This is a genomic window from Methylobacillus draconifructus, assembly GCF_045984385.1.
GTDB lineage: Bacteria > Pseudomonadota > Gammaproteobacteria > Burkholderiales > Methylophilaceae > Methylobacillus > Methylobacillus flagellatus_A.
The window spans coordinates 291,586-307,289 of sequence record NZ_JBJQIJ010000002.1 but is presented as its reverse complement, the minus strand read 5'-3'; the positions used below and the strand labels follow the sequence as shown (position 1 = coordinate 307,289).

The window sequence follows — 15,704 nt, the reverse complement described above, 5'->3', positions numbered from 1 at the left end:
AAATGACTGTTTGGTATATAATTGCTCAAAATAGTAGGTACTAGAGCGTGAGTAAGATGACAAAACCCAGTTTGAAAGAGCGGCAGTTTGCGCTACGCGAGAGCGCTATCCTTGATGTTGTGGATAGCTCATTGGCGCGTAAGGGCTTTGACATGATGACCATGGATGAGATTGCGCAGGAGGTGGGCATTTCGAAAGCCAGCCTTTATAAGCATTTTGACTCCAAGGAATTGCTGGCTGCTGCGACGATGACGCGGCTGCTGGAGCGTACTTTGGATGTGGTTGTCGAGCGTGCCAATGAGGATACGCCTTTTGACAACCTTAAGATGCTGGTGGCTTGGAGTGTGCGCGAGCACTTGGAAGGGCGCATGCCAACATTGCCTTCTACTCGCTCCAGTATTCATGAGTTCATGATGCGTCACGAGCCTTATGTACAAAAGCTGGAGCAGCTGACGGAAATACTGGGTGGCTGGATTCTTGCCGCACAGCAAACTGGACAGATCAATCCCAGGCTGCCAAGTGAAGTAGTGTTGTACACGATTTATGCCCGTCCATGCGATCCGGTGACGGATTTCCTCAAGATGGGAGGGGCATTTACTGATGACGAAATTGTTGATGCGATTGTCACCACGTGTTTTAACGGCTTGCAGTCAACGTGATATGTGAAGCAACCAATAGGCGATTAGGAGAGACACGATGCAGTTGATCAAGTATGCAATAGAGCTTTCTGAGCAGGGACATATGCCTGACAGCTTGATCCGTGCTGGCATTCGTCATCTACTCAAATCCAGGTTGCATGAGGTCAAGGCACATGATGTTGCAGCCAGTGTAGTGTTGCAGCATGACTTTTTGCAGGAGATGCGGCAGGCACCTATTGCCTTGCTGCCTAAGCTAGCCAACGATCAACATTACGAATTACCCAGCGAGTTTTTTGTTAAAAGCCTGGGCAGGCAGCTTAAATATAGTTGTTGTTATTGGCCTGAAGGCATTGCCAGCTTGAACGCTGCCGAGGAAGCAGCCTTGGCGGAAACAGTTGCCCATACCCAAATTGAAGATGGTCACGATATCCTGGAGTTAGGCTGCGGTTGGGGCTCACTCACCTTGTATATGGCTCGCCGTTTTCCCTCCAGTCGTATTACTGCGGTTTCAAATTCCCATTCCCAGCGACAATACATTGAGAAGGCTGCTTTGTTGGCTGGGTTGAGCAATATCCGTGTGCTGACTGCGGATATGAATGAGTTCGTTGCTGAAGCGCAATTTGACCGTATTGTTTCTGTAGAGATGTTCGAGCATATGCGCAATTACGCAGTCATGTTCGAACGCCTGGCTGGTTGGCTCAAGCCACAGGGTAGGTTTTTCATGCATATCTTTGTGCACCGGCTCACGCCTTATGCTTTTGTCGCACAAAGCAATGATGATTGGATGAGTGAGCTTTTCTTCTCAGGTGGCATGATGCCTAGCGATGCCTTGCCATTGCATTTCCAGCAGCATCTCAAGATCGTGCAGCAATGGCGTTGGAATGGCGGGCATTACGAGAAAACTGCTAATGCCTGGTTGGAAAAAATGGATGCCAATAGCGCATCCATCATGCAGGTTTTTCGCGACACTTATGGCGAGGACGCACAGCGATGGTTTAACCGCTGGCGTATTTTCTATATGTCATGTGCCGAGTTGTTTGGCTATGACAATGGGCAGGAGTGGTGGGTAAGTCATTACCTGTTTGAACGTCAGCCAGTGCAAAACTAATATGCCGCGTAGCTTGGTGGTACAGAACTTTGTGCTCTTCCAGGTGGGCTGGTTTATCTGTGTGTATGGTGCAGCAAATCATCTGCCATGGATTGCCTTGCTAGTCATGATGGTTGTGTTGTCATGGCATTTCCATCAAGCAACACAATGGCAGGTAGAACTTAAGTTAATCGTGCTGTTTTCCTTGACTGGCGCGTTGCTTGACCAGTTATTGCTTGCTTTGCAGCTGGTTTCTTTCCCGGCAAGTGTGTGGCCGGGGGCGTGGTTACCTCCATGGATGTTATGTCTGTGGATATTATTTGCCACAACATTGAATGTCAGCCTGCGCTGGCTTAAACCTTATTACTGGCTTGGTGTCATATTGGGCGCTGTGGGTGCTGCATTAGCCTATAAAGCGGGAGAAAAACTCGGGGCGATTCACTTGCACGGAGAGTGGGCATTAATGGCGATTGCCATCAACTGGAGCCTTGCTATGCCTTTCGGACTGTATCTTGCTCGTCGATACGATGGTTTCTCGCTTAAAGCAACTGATCAGGAGCCTTGATAATGTTATTCGACGCTGCTTTCTGGCAACCTTGGCTGCATGCATTCGTCCCCTTGACCATCTTTGGTTTACTGGGCTGGTTGTACAGCATTTATCGCCACAATGTTCACATTATAGATAGCATGTGGAGCCTCTATTTCCTCATCACGGCATGGTGTGTCGCCTCTAGCCAGCCTTTGACTGAGCGCGGCGTATGGCTGCTGCTTTTGGCGATGGTATGGGGAATCAGGTTGTCGCTATATCTGGCAATCAGGAACTGGGGTAAGCCAGAGGATTACCGTTATCAGCAGATACGTGCCAATAACTCTCCCCACTTCTGGTTCAAAAGTCTGTATATCGTTTTTGGATTGCAATTGATCCTGGCCTGGATCATTGCATTGCCTCTCGTCGCCGGTTTACATGGAACTGCTCCTTGGTCATGGCTGGATGTGTTGGGATTAGCAGTGATCGTATCGGGCATTGCCTATGAAAGTATTGCGGATTGGCAGCTCTATCGTTTTAAGCGCAATCCGGCAAATCAAGGCAAGGTGCTCGACCATGGGTTATGGGCCTGGTCCCGACATCCCAACTATTTTGGTGAAGCTGTCACTTGGTGGGGATTCTATCTGGTGGCATTGGCTGCTGGAGGATGGTGGACCATCTTCAGTCCTATCCTGATGATGGTGTTGCTGCTGCGTGTCAGTGGTGTGAGCCTGCTGGAGCAGACCATACATGAGCGTAGGCCGCAATATCGAGACTACATCAAGCGTACTAGTGCATTTTTTCCGTTGCCACCGAGACCATAAGTCGTCATCACAAAGGATAAGACTATGTCATGCAAGACCTGGTTTGCCACTTTAATGAGTGTCTTTGGATTATCCGCATGTGCTACACAAACTGCATTGCCACTGGCTGATCAAGTGGACATTGATCGCTTTATGGGGCGTTGGTATGTCATTGCCCATATCCCGACCTGGGTGGAAAAGGACTCTTACAATGCTATTGAAACCTATACGCTCAATCCCGATGGCACGATAGCAACGACATTTACCTTCAATGAAGGTGGCATGCATGGCCCGATGAAGGTATATCACCCAACTGGTTTTGTCGTTGAAGGCACTGATAATGCCCTATGGGGAATGCAGTTTGTCTGGCCGATCAAAGCGCAATACAAGATCAGCTATGTGGCTGAAGATTATTCCAGCACCATCGTTACCCGCGACAAGCTCGATTATGTCTGGATCATGGCGCGCACCCCCAGCTTGGATGACGAAGATTACCAACGATTACGTAGTCTGGTGGAAAGTTATGGTTATGACCTGAGCAAGCTGAGGCGTGTCCCCCATCTTGTTCGCCAGCAAGACAAAAGTCCAGGCTCTTAAACTTGTGCTTCTCCCCAGGTAATTTCTGGCAGGTTTAATTCACGCAACGCTGCATTGACGCGGCTATAAGGCTGGCTGCCAAAAAAACCACGATGTGCAGAGAGTGGGGAAGGATGTACCGAGCTAATGATTGGGTGATGTGCTGCAATCAATGGGCGGAATTGTTGGGCATGATTGCCCCATAATATAAACACCAAAGATGTTTCACGTTGGCCTAAATAGCGGATCAGTGCGTGAGTGAATGCTTGCCATATCTTGCTGTGTGCACCAGCGACGCCGCCGCGCGTGGTGAGCGAGGCATTGAGCAGCAGAACCCCTTGCTTCGCCCACGGCATCAGGTTGCCGCTCGACAGGGTCTGGCCCACGTCCGTTTGCATCTCCTTGATCATATTGCGCAATGATGGCGGCGGCCTGACTCCTTCCGGTACGGAAAACGACAAACCATGGGCTTGCTGGATGCCGCGATCCTCGCCATGGTAAGGGTCCTGTCCCAGCAACACCACCCTGGCCTTTGCCGGCTCTACCTGGCGCAATGCCTCGAACCACAATCCCCGGCGCGGGCGTACATCCTCCACCGTCTCCAGGCTGGCGCTGATGCTGTTGTACAGCGCCTGCAATTCGGGAACGGCTTCTACCCAGGCGGCAGGAAGCGACTCCGGGTGCGGATGGGTCACGGGATCTAGCAGCGTCATTGTCGGTCTCAATCATGTAGGAACGATGCAGCCTACGGTACTAAATTCATTGGTGCCGGGCAAGCGCAAAAGGCGTAATATCGTTCTGGCGTGTACCGCCCTGAGAATAGATACCAAGACAGGCGCCAGACTTGTCGACGATATGATTCAACACTATGGAGAAAGCATGATGAAAACCCTGGCTATCCTATCCTTGTCCCTCTTTGCCACCATGCCTGCCATCGCCAAATCAGTGGCAGAAGACGAGTTCCAGGTCATGAAGGCTTGTCATGTGAATGCGACCGCCATGAACCTTGATGGGCACGTGCGTGAGCACTACCTCAACAATTGCGTGCTGTCGAAAACCTATGCGAGCGAGGCGGCACACCAGGCCCGCAAGCAGTGCCAGATCAGTGCCACGGCGATGAACCTGGACGGGGATACGCGGCGTAATTACCTCGCCTCCTGCCTGGCGAGCAATTGAATTAGGCAAGGTAGTCTTGTAACCGGTTCGCCAGCCAGTCCATGAATACGCGGACCCGGCGCGGTTGGTGGCGTCGGTTCGGGTATAGCATGGAAACCGGCATCGGCGCTGCGCGGTATTCCGGCAGCAGTTCGACCAGCCTGCCATCCCGGATATGGGCCTTGGCTGCCGCCTGCGGCACCTGGATGATGCCCAGCCCGGCCAGGCAGGCCTGGGTGTAGGCATCGCTGTTGTTGACGGTGATGATGGATTGCATCTTCATGCGTTTGGTGTCGTTTCCCTGCACGTATTCCCAGTACGCTTCCTCCGAACCCAGCACCTGCGCGTAATGCACCATGAAGTGCCGTTCCAGGTCGTCCAATGACAGCGGTATGTCGTGCCGCTGCAGGTATGCCGGGCTGGCGCAGTTGACGATGGGGTGAATGCCGATCTGGCGCGCGGCCAGGCCGGAGTCCCCGAGGCTGCCGACGCGCAGCACGCAATCGAAGCCTTCCGCTACCAGGTCTACCCGGCGGTCGGTGCTGCTGAGCTCGATCTTGATGCCGGGATGCTGCTGCAGGAACGCAGGCAGGTGCGGCATCAGCACTTCGCGTGCGACGGCAAGCGGCACATCCACGCGGATGCGCCCTTGAATGCCTTTTTCGTCGAGCAGGAACATGGATTCCAGCTCATCCACGTCGGTCAGCAAATCCTTGCAGCGCTGGTAGAACAATTGGCCGTCATGGGTGAGCACCACCTTGCGCGTCGTGCGTTGCAGCAGCCTGGTCCCGAGGTGGGCTTCGAGGTTCTGCACCGCCATCGAGATGCTGCCTTTGGGCAGGCCGAGACTGATGGCGGCCTGAGTGAAGCTCGAGAGTTCCGCAACGCGCGCAAACACCGTCATGGCATGCAGCTTGTCCATAAAGTGATTTCCATTTTGTTCAAATTATTTGAACAGTGTAATCATTTGGTGAGTATTTATCACGATTTGTTATCGCAATAGACTGTGTCCACATTCATTTACCAAGGAGGCAGCATCATGGGCAAGATCGCGATTATCACCGGCGGCAACCGCGGACTGGGGCGCAATATGGCACTGCACCTCGCGCGCAAGGGCGTGGACAGCATCATTACCTACCGCAACGGCAGGGAACAGGCAGACGCGGTGGTTGCCGAGATCGAACAACTGGGGGCGAAAGCCGCCGCCTTGCAATTGGACGTGGGCGACAGCAGCAGCTTTGCGGCCTTTGCCGGGAGCGTGCGCCCACTATTGCAGCAATGGGGCAGGCCGGATTTCGATTTCCTCGTCAATAACGCCGGCATAGGCATTCATAGCCCGATCATCGAGACCACGGAGCAGCAGTTTGACGAACTGGTGAATATCCATTTCAAGGGCGTGTTTTTCCTCACCCAGGCATTGCTGCCCTTGCTGCGGGACGGCGGGCACATCCTCAACATCTCCAGCGGCCTCACGCGCTTCTCGCTGCCGGGCTATGCCGCCTACGCCGCAATGAAGGGCGGGATCGAGGTGCTGACCAAGTATCTTGCCAGGGAGCTGGGCTCGCGCGGCATCCGGGTCAACGTGCTGGCGCCCGGGGCCATAGAGACCGACTTTGGCGGCGGCGCGGTGCGCGACAATGAGGATATCAACCGTTTCGTCGCCGAGCAGACCGCATTGGGGCGCGTAGGCCTGCCTGACGACATTGGAGGGTTGGTGGCGGTGTTGCTGTCGGAAGAGAGCGGCTGGGTCAACGGCCAGCGCATCGAGGCGTCCGGCGGAATGTTCCTGTAACACATATGTTTGGCCTGTAAGCAGGTGCCGGTCCACGCACCTGCTGCCGGGACTTAATATTCCGCACGCAGCCATCGCGGACTTTATGTGTTTAAGCGTGGTGCGCCGTTTGCTGGATTTGCAACGGCAGATGCAACGTGAACGTGGAGCCTTCGCCGAGAGTGCTTTGCACCGTGATCCTGCCCTGGTGCGCTTCTGCCAGTTGCTGTGCAATATAGAGTCCTAACCCAAGCCCCGCGCTCACCTGGTTGCCCTGGCAGCGCTCGAAGGCGAGGAAGATGCGGGCCTGGTCTTCGGGCGAGATGCCCAATCCCTGGTCCTTGACGGCAATCAAGGCATGGCCTGCTTGCTGTTGCAGCGAGATATGGATGGGTTTTGCATTGCCATAGCGCATGGCGTTGGTGAGCAGGTTGGCAATGATCTGCTCCAGGCGGAAAGCGTCCCATTCGCCATGGATATGTTCCTCCGCTTCCAGCTCGAGGGTGTAGCCCAGCGTCTTTGCCTGCGGCGTCAGGTCGTGCACCAGGCGTTGCAGCAGTTCGGTCAGGTTGGTGCTGATCGGGCGCACGGACAATTTGCCGCTGGAGATGCGCGTGAGGTCCAGCATGTCGTCGATCAGGCGGATCATGTTCTTGATCTGCCGGCGGTCGCGTTCCGTCATCTTTTGCAGTTCCGGCTGGGTGAAGGCCGCGAGGTTGTCGCGCTCCAGCTGCAAGGTGCGCACCTGCACATCCAGGAACAGGGTGTTGAGGGGCGTGCGCAGTTCGTGCGCGACCATGGAGATGAAGTTGTCGCGGACGGTGATGGATTTCTCCAGCTCGGCTTGCGTGTGGCGCAGTTCCGCCAGCAGCGATTCCTGTTTTTTCCTGCTGGCTTCCAGCTCGGCAACCTGCCGCTGGATTTCCATGCGTTGTTGGTGTAGCGCGACGAAGACGTTGACCTTGCTCTTGACGGCGCCGATGTCGAGCGGCTTGTGGAGGAAATCGACGGCGCCGGTGGCATAGCCGCGGAAGTCGAAGTTGGATTCAGTGGCGGCGGCAGTGACGAATACGATGGGGATGTCGCGCGTCTTGGCCGTGCCGCGCATGAAGTTGGCAAGTTCGAAACCGTCCATGCCCGGCATTTGCACATCGAGGATCGCCAGTGCGAAGTCGTGCTCCAGCATCAGCGCCAAGGCTTCTTCTCCCGATCGTGCCTCATAAATGACACGGTCCTCACCACGGATGATGGCAGCGAGCGCCTGCAGGTTTTCTGCCAAGTCATCCACAATCAGCAACTTGCTGGGCAGCAGCTCTGTATTAGTGGACATGTCTTTCCCCCAATGTAATCAATAGTTGTTCGATATCCGCCAGGCGCAGTATCAAGTCGGGCTTTTGCAGACTGATGGCTGCGCGCGGCATGTAATCTATTTCCGCTTCATCCGGATCCTGCACGACGCTGAGGCCGCCGGCCTGCTTGACTGCCTGCAGGCCGGCGGCACCGTCCTGGTTCGCGCCCGTGAGCAAGATGCCCAGCAGGGCGGCTTCATAGGCGTCCGCGGCAGATTCCATCAGGATATCGATGGCAGGCCGCGAAAAGTGCAATGGCGCTTCGCAGCTCAGCGAGAACTGCAGGTTGTGCTCGATCGACAGGTGGTAGCCTGGCGGGGCGAAGTACAGGGTGCCGGGAGCAATCTCCTCCTTGTCCTCGGCCTCCTTCACCGGCAGGCTGAGATAGTGTTGGAACAGTTCCGCCAGTTTGCTCTCGCGCAGGTTCTGCATATGCAGCAGGGCGACGATGGGAATGGGGTAGCGCATCGGCAGTCGATGGAAGAGTTTCAGCATGGCGTCGACGCCGCCTGCGGAAGCGCCGACGACGACCGCCTGGATCGTGCGCTGTTTCAAGGGTTGAATGAGTTTTTTCTGCATCATCCTAGCTTGCGGAAAATACGTTCACGTTTCTGCACCGCTTCAAAATGCTGGCTGTAATCGGAGAAATCGATACTTTCCTTGCTGCCCAGCCCAAGGAAGCCTCGATGGCACAACGATTCATGGAACAGTCCGAGCGCACGGTCCTGCAGCTTGCGGTTGAAGTAAATCAGCACGTTGCGGCAGGAGATCAGGTGCGTTTCAGAGAACACGCTGTCGGTGGCGAGGCTATGGTCCGCGAAGGTGACGTTTTCGCACAAGGAGCGATCGAATAGCGCTGCATTGTAGGCCGCCGTATAGTAGTCGGAAAACGCCTGCCTCCCGCCTGCCTCCTGATAGTTCTTGGTGTAAAGCTGCATGCGCGACAACGGGAAAACGCCCTTGCGTGCCTTGTCCAGCGAAACCGGGTTGATGTCCGTCGCATAGATGATGGTGCGTTCCAGCAGGCCTTCCTCGCGCAGCAGGATGGCCAGGGAATAGACCTCCTCCCCGGTGCTGCATCCCGCGACCCAGATATTGAGGGAAGGGTAGGTCCTGAGTATGGGCAGGACTTCCTCGCGCAGGCTGGCGTAATAGCCGGGGTCGCGGAACATCTCGCTCACCGGGATGGTGAGGAATTGCAGCAATTGCATGAACAGGTCGGCGTCATGCAGGATGCGCGCCTGCAGCTCCGAGACGGATTTGCAGTCGAAGGCGCGCACGGCCTGTACTACGCGCCGCTTTTGCGACGAGCCGGTGTAATCGCGGAAATCGTAGTTGTAGCGCAGGTAGATCGCCTCCGCCAGCAAGCGCAGTTCGATATCCAGCGTGCTCATGTGAGCGTGCGGCTGTTCCGGGGGGTGTCCAGGTTTTTGTTGCATCGCGTTTTACTCGATATGGTTGAGCCCGGCCGGCAGCCAGACGCGCAGCAATGAATACAGGCGCGAAAGCTCGATAGGCTTGGCGAGGTAGTCGTTCATGCCCGCCTTCATGCATTGCTCCTGGTCGTCCTTCATCGCCTTGGCGGTGATGGCGATGATGGGCAGGCGCTCGAAGCGGCCGTCTGCGCGGATGCGGCGCGTGGCTTCCAGGCCGTCCATTTCCGGCATCATGACGTCCATCAGCACCAGGTTGATGTCGGGAATCTGGTTCAGCTTGTTGATGGCCTCGAGGCCGTTGCGCGCCACTTCCACCTTCATGCCCTTCTGCTCCAGCGCGCTGGTCAGGGCGAAGACGTTGCGCACATCGTCATCCACCAGCAGGATGTGGCGCCCGTCAAACACGCGTTCCCGGCTGCGCAAGGCTTGCAGCATGCGTTGGCGCTCGCTGGAAAGCTCGGATTCTACCTTGTGCAGGAACAGGGTGACCTCGTCCAGCAGGCGCTCGGGCGAGCGCGCGCCCTTGATGATGATGGAACGCGAGTACTTCAGCAGTTCCGCCTCTTCATCGCGGCTGAGGTTGCGGCCGGTGTAGACGATGACGGGCGGGAAGGCGCAGATGTCCTCGCTGGACATGCGCTGCAACAGCTCGCTGCCCTGCATGTCCGGCAGCTTGAGGTCGATGATCATGCAGTCGAAGATATTGCTGCGCAATTGCTCCAGCGCCTGCGCGCCGAATTCCACCGCGACGATTTCCACGTCGTCGTCGGCGATCAACTGGTGCACGCTCTCGCGCTGGCGTGCGTCGTCCTCGACCAGCAATACACGCTTGATTTTCTGCGACAGTTTTTCCTCAAGGCGCGCAAACACCTGCTTCAGCTCTTCCAGCGTCGTGGGCTTGAGCGCGTAGCCGATCGCGCCCAGGTGGAGCGCGGCTTCGGTATGGTCCTCGCTGGAAACCACATGCACGGGGATATGGCGGGTGCGGGTGTTGTTTTTCAGGGTTTGCAGCACGCTGAGCCCCGATTCGTCCGGCAGGCGAATATCCAGCAGGATCGCCTGCGGCTGGTACTCTGCCGCGAGGTGCAGGCCTTCGTCGGCGGCGTGGGCCACTAGGCATTGGTAGCCCATTTCGTGCGCGAGGTCGAAGAGGATGCGCGCAAATGCGGGTTCATCCTCGATCACCAGCACCAGGCGCTGCGAATCCTGGGCTTGCTCGCGGTCATCAGGGAATGCCGGGCCGGTGAACTGCTTGGCAGGGGGCTCCTGCTGTTGCGCGGGTTCGGCCGTATGGGATGGCGCAGGTTCCGGCGGCAGCAAGATGGCGTTGGATTGCCATTCCCGCGGTACCAGCAAGGTGAAGCTGCTGCCTTCGCCGCGGGCGCTTTCCACGCTGATGGAGCCGCCCAGTAAGGCGGCCAGGTTGCGCGAAATCGACAGGCCGAGGCCGGTGCCGCCATAGCGGCGGCTGGAAGTCCCGTCCACCTGGCGGAAAGGCGCGAAGATGGCCTCGTGCATGCTCGGGTCTATGCCGATGCCGGAGTCTTTTACCGTGAAGCTGACCTGGTCGTGCTCATTGGCCGAGATGCGCAGGGAAATATTGCCGCGGTCGGTGAATTTGATGGCATTCGACAACAGGTTCTTCAGTATCTGTTCCAGGCGCTGGCGGTCCGTGTAGACCGTGTTCGGCGTTTCCGGATCGACCTCGATCTTGAAGGCGAGCTTTTTCTGCTGCGCCAGCGGCTCGAACACGGACTCCAACGAGCTCGCCAAGTGTTGGAGGGCGAGTTCCTGCGGCTTCAATTCCAGCTTGCCCGCTTCAACCTTGGAAATGTCGAGGATATCGTTGATCAGGTTGAGCAGGTCGTTGCCCGCGGAATAAATGGTTTGCGCAAACTTCACCTGTTCTTCACTGAGGTTGCCTTCCCGGTTGTCGGCAAGCAGCTTGGCGAGGATGAGGGAGCTATTGAGCGGGGTGCGCAGCTCGTGCGACATATTGGCCAGGAACTCGGATTTATACTGGCTCGCCCGTTCGAGGTCCTCTGCCCTTTCCTGCAACTGGGTTTGAGCCTCTTGCAGGGCAGCGTTCTTTTCATCCAGCCTGAGCGCCTGCTCGGCCAGCTTGTCGTTGGTCTGCTCCAGCTCGGCCTTCTGGTTTTCCAGGGTGGCTTGGGATTCCTCGAGCACGCGGGACTGCTCTTCCAGTTCTTCATTGCTGGTGCGCAGTTCCTCTTGCTGCACTTGCAGTTCCTCGTTGAGCTGCTGGGTTTCAGCCAGCAGGTCCTGCAGGCGCTGGCGCGACAATGCCGCCTCGATGGCGATGCCGAGGTTGCCTGAGATTAAAGAGAGGAATTCTATGGTCAGCGGTTCCGGCTTATGCATGAAGCCCAGTTCAATCACGCTATTGATGCGACCGTCGTTGTTGATCGGCACGATAACCAGATGGCGCGGCGTTGCGTCGCCCAGGGACGAATTGACCTTGATATAGTCGTGCGGCAGGCTGTCGAGGTCGATGAGGCGGTTTTCTGCCACGGCCTGGCCCAGCAGGCCTTGATGTTCGCGCAATACGGAGTCGCGCTGCTCATGTTCGGGGCTGAAGCCGTATGTTGCAAAGCGGCGTAACGCGCCATCGTCATCGCGTACATATATAGCACCCACCTGCACGCCGATATAGCTGGCCAGGAAGTCGAGGGAGATGCGGCCGAGTTGCGGTAACGCCATTTGCCCGATGCCTAGCTCGGCCAGGGCTGTCTGGCCTGTGCGCAGCCAGGCCTGCTGTTGCTGGGTGTCCGCGTGTTCCTGCTGGCGCTGCAGGGTTTCCTCATAGTTGTTCGACAGGCTCAGCAGCTCGCGGCGCCCGAAATAGCCTAAAAAGCCGGTCAGTCCCAGTACGAACAGCAGATAGGATGTGAGCGAGAAGGCGATGGTCTTGCGCGCATTGTCGTTCCTGTCCTTGAGCAAGCGTTGCTCGTCCATGACAAAATTGCCAAGCTCGTTGCGGATTTCGTCGAACTGCAGCTTGCCGTGGCCCATGCGCAAGGTGGGTAAAAAGTCTTCCTTCGCCCGCCGCTTGTCGATCATGATGTTGGCATAGGCATCCCATTGGTCGATGTAGGCCTGGGTACGCTTGAGGCGGTCGATCTGGGTGGGATTGTCCTTGACCAATACCGTCAATGCCGAGATTTCGGCCTGGATCTTGGGCTTGCTGAGCAGGTAGGGCGCGAGGAAGTTGTCATCCCCGCTCAGCAGGTAGCCGCGCATCCCGCTTTCCATATTGACGGCGAGCTTGGACACTTCTTGTGCCTTGCCGATCACGCGTTCGGTATGCTCCACCCAGTTCATGGAGTCGAGCAAGTTGAGGATGAGGACGACAAAGAGCGCTGCGCTTGCAATACCGACCCCGAGCGGCAGCATGATGTTGCGGCGCAGGATGCGCTTGAAACTGGCTTGATCGATATTGGCTTGACCGGTCATGGAGTGCATATCCTGCAGATTTCAAGATGCGGTAGTGTAGCGCAACTGATGGGTTTGCAGGCGTCAAAATCGCCGAATATCGGGAGAATTTCCGGCAAAAACCGGTAAATTCATACAAAGTAGGAATTGTCTTACAAGGGAGGGTAACGGGGTCCTACATAAAAACGCCGGCAAGCCAAAATATCCCTTGCCGGGCTTTTTGATCATTCAATAAATAGCTTAATGGTGCTTGTTCTTGTCCACCTTGTACGGCTTGTCCTTACGCTTGGTGGAAGCGAGCTTTTCCAACTCCTTCTCGCTCATGCTGTTGACCATGCTGCGCGAGGCACCCTTCAGGTCTTTCTTGCTGGCCTCACCGCGCTTTGCCGAAAGCGCTGCGCCTGCGGCCATTTGCTGAGCCTTGGATTTTGCGGGCATGATGCTCTCCTTTGAACTAAGGTCGAACCAGTATGCGCGATATCAGGACATGTTGCAGTCAGCCGATGCCGGGTTTAGTTGTCGGAGAAATCAAGCAGGCGGTCCTGCGCTTGTTTTCGTGGCTTGGGCGGCCGGATGCACGATCACCGAGCAGGTCATGCCGGCGACCAGCACGGCGTTTTCAGGGGAGTCGTCGATATGGGTCCGCCTTCTCATGCATTCAGGCAAAACACCGCGATCACAGCGGTGCCGAAAGCTTTAAGGTGTTGCGATGCATGTTGGACTCCCGCCCAGGATAACGATGTAGAAACGGTTTGGTGCGCTTTTGTTACTTGATGATGTCGGCGTTGGCGCCCAGGGTCTGCATATGGCGCACCACATCCTGGCGATGCTGCAGCGACAAGGTGGACATCAGGGCCGAGACGTTGGTGTAGTACACCGGCATGACCTCGTCGAGCTTTTTGCGCCCTGCCGCCGTGAGCTTGATCTTGAGCTTGCGCCTGTCCTTGCGGTCGCTGAGGCGACTTACCAGCCCTTCGCTTTCCAGCCCGTCGATGAAGCCGGTCATCGTGGCCTTGGTGACGCCGGCCTTCTCGGCCAGCTCCGACGGGGACGAGCTGAGGTTGTCCTCGCGCAGCAGCAGCACCAGCACCCACCAGCGCCCTTGCAGCAGGCCGTGTTGTGCCAGCATTTTGTCCAGTGCGTCCGAGAGGTCGGACGCGGCGCGCAAGATATTGACGAACTCCCAGATCGCGACGATGTCGGCTTCCGGGTAATAGCCTGCAAATTTTTTCAGCGACTCTGAGGTCGGCAATTCTTTAATCAGTAGCATCGTACGGATTATGATAGTTAGGTGCCATAATGAGTGTCAATAGTCTGCATGGATATTTCCATAAAAATTTTATGGGTTTTATGCATGGAGGCCTGGCTACCGCCTGGCAACCTCGAGCAATTGCCGCTTGTAGAGCGAAAGTGTGCGGGCGATCACTTGCGTGTCGTTCATGGCCTTGGCAAGTAGCAAGGCGCCCTCTAGGGTGGCGATATACAGCTCGGCCCAGGCGGCCGCATCAAAGGCGGCAAGATGCTGTTCGGCCTTGATCTGCTCGAACATGCCGGTCAGCTGGTTGCGCCAGTCCTGGAAATATTGCCGCGAGACCTCGAACAGCCGCGGGTTGGTCTCGGCAAGCCCCATGGTGAAGATGGCGAGCATGCAGCCCTGGCTGAGCTGTGGGTCCTGATAGGAAACAATGGCATCGTCCAGGTAGGCCACCAGCTGCTCCAGCCTGGAGGCGTGCGTCGATTGCATGACGTGCTGCTGCCGTTCCAGCGCATCTTGCCAGAACTGCTGCAATACCGCTTCGCCCAGTACTTCCTTGTTGGAGAAGTGATGGAAGAACCCGCCCTTGGTGATGTCGGCCTGTGCGCAGATCATATCGATCGACATTGCGGAAAAGCCGCGCGAGAGGATCAAGTCCCTCGCAATATGCAGGATGCGGTCACGCGTGGATGCAGTGGTCTGGCTGGGCATATGAATGTTCCGTCGAAGTCCTTTATGATGCTATTGACAAATCTGTATACTGGCATAACATACCAACTGGTTGGTATTCTATACGATGAAATGGATAAAGCAATGATGACACGTTTGCTTTCACGAGCACTGCTCGCATTGGGGTTGGCATTATCAATGGCCGCCACGGCGGAAGTCACGGACCAGAAGTGGCAGAGCATGCAGCGCGACTTCTTCCCGGGCAAGACCTTGCAGCAAAGCGATGTGGTCAAGATCACCGCGCCCAGGCGTGCGGAAAGCGGCGCCCAGGTGCCGTTTGCGTTTTCCGTCGACCAGCCGGGAGACGGCCAGTACGTGAAGTCGGTTTCGGTGATCGTGGATGCCAACCCGGTTCCGCTTGCCGCGGTGTTCCATTTCAACCCGCATAGCGGCAAGGCCGAGGTCGCGACCCGCATCCGCCTGGAGACGGATTCGCTGGTGCACGTGGTGGCAGAGACCAGCGATGGCAAATGGTATGTCAATGCAGCGACAGTGAGGGCGAGCGGCGGGTGCGGCGGCACGATCGACGGCGACGAGAATGCGGCCCGCCAGAGCGCAGGCAAGATGCGCCTGGCCCTGGATAACGAGGCTGCGGAGGGCGACCTGCGCTACGCCAAGCTGCAGATCAAGCATCCGATGTTCACGGGCCTGCAGCGCGACCTGGTGTCGCAGGGCTTCCGTCCCGCGTTCTACATCAGCAAGATCGACGTGCGCTACAACGGCGAGCCGGTGCTGCAAGCGGATACTTACATCGGCATCAGCGAAGATCCCAATATCCGTCTACCATTCATCGCCAAGCGCGATGGAACGCTCACGGTCACCATCCAGGACAATGAAGACAACGAGTTCACCCAAAGCCTGGCCGTCAAGCTGTAGGCGGCGGGCAACACTCTCGCCTCACTGGTTTCGTTAGCGGCTCTGCGCCG

The 15,704-nt window shown here is 56.6% G+C and carries 18 protein-coding genes; 8 read left to right on the top strand and 10 right to left on the bottom strand.

Going from position 1 to position 15,704, the window contains the following annotated elements; genetic code table 11:
- Positions 1 to 56: 56 nt before the first annotated feature.
- Genes ACKF11_RS05285 through ACKF11_RS05265 form a run of 5 tightly spaced genes read left to right on the top strand, consistent with a single transcriptional unit; the run spans position 57 to position 3,651 of the window.
- Complete coding sequence (locus ACKF11_RS05285) at positions 57 to 659, top strand: TetR/AcrR family transcriptional regulator (protein WP_407996233.1); 603 nt, start codon at positions 57 to 59, stop codon at positions 657 to 659.
- Between the two features lie 37 nt (positions 660 to 696).
- Positions 697 to 1,746: a cyclopropane-fatty-acyl-phospholipid synthase family protein gene (locus tag ACKF11_RS05280; protein WP_407996232.1), complete on the top strand. Its 1,050-nt coding sequence runs from the start codon at positions 697 to 699 to the stop codon at positions 1,744 to 1,746.
- Between the two features lies 1 nt (position 1,747).
- The gene (locus tag ACKF11_RS05275; RefSeq protein ID WP_407996231.1) at positions 1,748 to 2,290 is read left to right on the top strand and encodes a DUF2878 domain-containing protein; all 543 of its coding nucleotides are present in this window, start codon (positions 1,748 to 1,750) and stop codon (positions 2,288 to 2,290) included.
- 2 nt (positions 2,291 to 2,292) lie between these two features.
- Entirely contained in the window at positions 2,293 to 3,075 is a 783-nt protein-coding gene (locus tag ACKF11_RS05270) for a DUF1295 domain-containing protein (RefSeq protein WP_407996230.1), read from the top strand.
- Positions 3,076 to 3,099: 24 nt separating this feature from the next.
- Positions 3,100 to 3,651, top strand: coding sequence for a lipocalin family protein (locus ACKF11_RS05265; protein WP_407996229.1), 552 nt, complete (start codon positions 3,100 to 3,102; stop codon positions 3,649 to 3,651).
- Here the strand turns inward: ACKF11_RS05265 and ACKF11_RS05260 are convergent.
- Complete coding sequence (locus tag ACKF11_RS05260) at positions 3,648 to 4,343, bottom strand: uracil-DNA glycosylase (RefSeq protein WP_407996228.1); 696 nt, start codon at positions 4,341 to 4,343, stop codon at positions 3,648 to 3,650. The genes ACKF11_RS05265 and ACKF11_RS05260 overlap by 4 nt on opposite strands.
- Positions 4,344 to 4,509: 166 nt before the next feature.
- Here ACKF11_RS05260 and ACKF11_RS05255 point away from each other — a divergent pair, with 166 nt between their 5' ends.
- Entirely contained in the window at positions 4,510 to 4,806 is a 297-nt protein-coding gene (locus ACKF11_RS05255) for a hypothetical protein (RefSeq protein ID WP_309565849.1), read from the top strand.
- Between the two features lies 1 nt (position 4,807).
- On the opposite strand, the gene ACKF11_RS05250 is transcribed toward ACKF11_RS05255, so the two are convergent.
- Positions 4,808 to 5,707 (bottom strand): LysR family transcriptional regulator, encoded by a 900-nt coding sequence (locus tag ACKF11_RS05250; protein WP_407996227.1) that lies wholly within the window; start codon positions 5,705 to 5,707, stop codon positions 4,808 to 4,810.
- Positions 5,708 to 5,824: 117 nt separating this feature from the next.
- On the opposite strand from ACKF11_RS05250, the gene ACKF11_RS05245 reads away from it, so the two are divergent.
- Entirely contained in the window at positions 5,825 to 6,577 is a 753-nt protein-coding gene (locus ACKF11_RS05245; RefSeq protein ID WP_407996392.1) for an SDR family NAD(P)-dependent oxidoreductase, read from the top strand.
- Between the two features lie 91 nt (positions 6,578 to 6,668).
- Here the strand turns inward: ACKF11_RS05245 and ACKF11_RS05240 are convergent, their stop codons facing one another.
- From ACKF11_RS05240 to ACKF11_RS05205, 8 genes are all read right to left on the bottom strand, one after another.
- On the bottom strand, positions 6,669 to 7,886 hold the full coding sequence (locus tag ACKF11_RS05240; protein ID WP_407996226.1) for a hybrid sensor histidine kinase/response regulator: 1,218 nt from the start codon (positions 7,884 to 7,886) through the stop codon (positions 6,669 to 6,671).
- On the bottom strand, positions 7,876 to 8,487 hold the full coding sequence (locus ACKF11_RS05235) for a chemotaxis protein CheB (protein WP_407996225.1): 612 nt from the start codon (positions 8,485 to 8,487) through the stop codon (positions 7,876 to 7,878). Before ACKF11_RS05235 ends, ACKF11_RS05240 begins: the two co-directional genes overlap by 11 nt.
- A complete protein-coding gene (locus tag ACKF11_RS05230) occupies positions 8,484 to 9,299 on the bottom strand; it encodes a CheR family methyltransferase (RefSeq protein ID WP_407996224.1) in 816 nt (271 codons plus the stop codon). The genes ACKF11_RS05235 and ACKF11_RS05230 overlap by 4 nt, the downstream gene beginning before the upstream one ends.
- A gap of 51 nt (positions 9,300 to 9,350) precedes the next feature.
- The gene (locus tag ACKF11_RS05225; RefSeq protein WP_407996223.1) at positions 9,351 to 12,815 is read right to left on the bottom strand and encodes a response regulator; all 3,465 of its coding nucleotides are present in this window, start codon (positions 12,813 to 12,815) and stop codon (positions 9,351 to 9,353) included.
- Positions 12,816 to 13,034: 219 nt separating this feature from the next.
- Positions 13,035 to 13,232 (bottom strand): DUF3008 family protein, encoded by a 198-nt coding sequence (locus ACKF11_RS05220; protein WP_407993361.1) that lies wholly within the window; start codon positions 13,230 to 13,232, stop codon positions 13,035 to 13,037.
- 90 nt (positions 13,233 to 13,322) lie between these two features.
- Positions 13,323 to 13,448 (bottom strand): hypothetical protein, encoded by a 126-nt coding sequence (locus ACKF11_RS05215; protein WP_407996222.1) that lies wholly within the window; start codon positions 13,446 to 13,448, stop codon positions 13,323 to 13,325.
- Positions 13,449 to 13,560: 112 nt separating this feature from the next.
- Positions 13,561 to 14,064 (bottom strand): MarR family winged helix-turn-helix transcriptional regulator, encoded by a 504-nt coding sequence (locus ACKF11_RS05210; protein WP_407996221.1) that lies wholly within the window; start codon positions 14,062 to 14,064, stop codon positions 13,561 to 13,563.
- 96 nt (positions 14,065 to 14,160) lie between these two features.
- Entirely contained in the window at positions 14,161 to 14,760 is a 600-nt protein-coding gene (locus ACKF11_RS05205) for a TetR/AcrR family transcriptional regulator (RefSeq protein ID WP_407996220.1), read from the bottom strand.
- Positions 14,761 to 14,862: 102 nt separating this feature from the next.
- Here ACKF11_RS05205 and ACKF11_RS05200 point away from each other — a divergent pair, with 102 nt between their 5' ends.
- On the top strand, positions 14,863 to 15,654 hold the full coding sequence (locus tag ACKF11_RS05200) for a quinoprotein dehydrogenase-associated SoxYZ-like carrier (RefSeq protein ID WP_407996219.1): 792 nt from the start codon (positions 14,863 to 14,865) through the stop codon (positions 15,652 to 15,654).
- Positions 15,655 to 15,704 lie beyond the last annotated feature (50 nt).

Excerpts from the sequence above, each read along its gene's own strand:
- ACKF11_RS05255 (WP_309565849.1), top strand. The coding sequence starts at position 4,510 with ATGATGAAAACCCTGGCTATCCTATCCTTGTCCCTCTTTGCCACCATG.
- ACKF11_RS05235 (WP_407996225.1), bottom strand. The coding sequence starts at position 8,487 with ATGATGCAGAAAAAACTCATTCAACCCTTGAAACAGCGCACGATCCAG.
- ACKF11_RS05205 (WP_407996220.1), bottom strand. The coding sequence starts at position 14,760 with ATGCCCAGCCAGACCACTGCATCCACGCGTGACCGCATCCTGCATATT.
- ACKF11_RS05260 (WP_407996228.1), bottom strand. The coding sequence starts at position 4,343 with ATGACGCTGCTAGATCCCGTGACCCATCCGCACCCGGAGTCGCTTCCT.
- ACKF11_RS05250 (WP_407996227.1), bottom strand. The coding sequence starts at position 5,707 with ATGGACAAGCTGCATGCCATGACGGTGTTTGCGCGCGTTGCGGAACTC.
- ACKF11_RS05210 (WP_407996221.1), bottom strand. The coding sequence starts at position 14,064 with ATGCTACTGATTAAAGAATTGCCGACCTCAGAGTCGCTGAAAAAATTT.
- ACKF11_RS05215 (WP_407996222.1), bottom strand. The coding sequence starts at position 13,448 with ATGAGAAGGCGGACCCATATCGACGACTCCCCTGAAAACGCCGTGCTG.
- ACKF11_RS05280 (WP_407996232.1), top strand. The coding sequence starts at position 697 with ATGCAGTTGATCAAGTATGCAATAGAGCTTTCTGAGCAGGGACATATG.
- ACKF11_RS05270 (WP_407996230.1), top strand. The coding sequence starts at position 2,293 with ATGTTATTCGACGCTGCTTTCTGGCAACCTTGGCTGCATGCATTCGTC.
- ACKF11_RS05200 (WP_407996219.1), top strand. The coding sequence starts at position 14,863 with ATGATGACACGTTTGCTTTCACGAGCACTGCTCGCATTGGGGTTGGCA.
- ACKF11_RS05245 (WP_407996392.1), top strand. The coding sequence starts at position 5,825 with ATGGGCAAGATCGCGATTATCACCGGCGGCAACCGCGGACTGGGGCGC.
- ACKF11_RS05240 (WP_407996226.1), bottom strand. The coding sequence starts at position 7,886 with ATGTCCACTAATACAGAGCTGCTGCCCAGCAAGTTGCTGATTGTGGAT.
- ACKF11_RS05275 (WP_407996231.1), top strand. The coding sequence starts at position 1,748 with ATGCCGCGTAGCTTGGTGGTACAGAACTTTGTGCTCTTCCAGGTGGGC.
- ACKF11_RS05285 (WP_407996233.1), top strand. The coding sequence starts at position 57 with ATGACAAAACCCAGTTTGAAAGAGCGGCAGTTTGCGCTACGCGAGAGC.
- ACKF11_RS05220 (WP_407993361.1), bottom strand. The coding sequence starts at position 13,232 with ATGCCCGCAAAATCCAAGGCTCAGCAAATGGCCGCAGGCGCAGCGCTT.
- ACKF11_RS05225 (WP_407996223.1), bottom strand. The coding sequence starts at position 12,815 with ATGACCGGTCAAGCCAATATCGATCAAGCCAGTTTCAAGCGCATCCTG.
- ACKF11_RS05265 (WP_407996229.1), top strand. The coding sequence starts at position 3,100 with ATGTCATGCAAGACCTGGTTTGCCACTTTAATGAGTGTCTTTGGATTA.
- ACKF11_RS05230 (WP_407996224.1), bottom strand. The coding sequence starts at position 9,299 with ATGAGCACGCTGGATATCGAACTGCGCTTGCTGGCGGAGGCGATCTAC.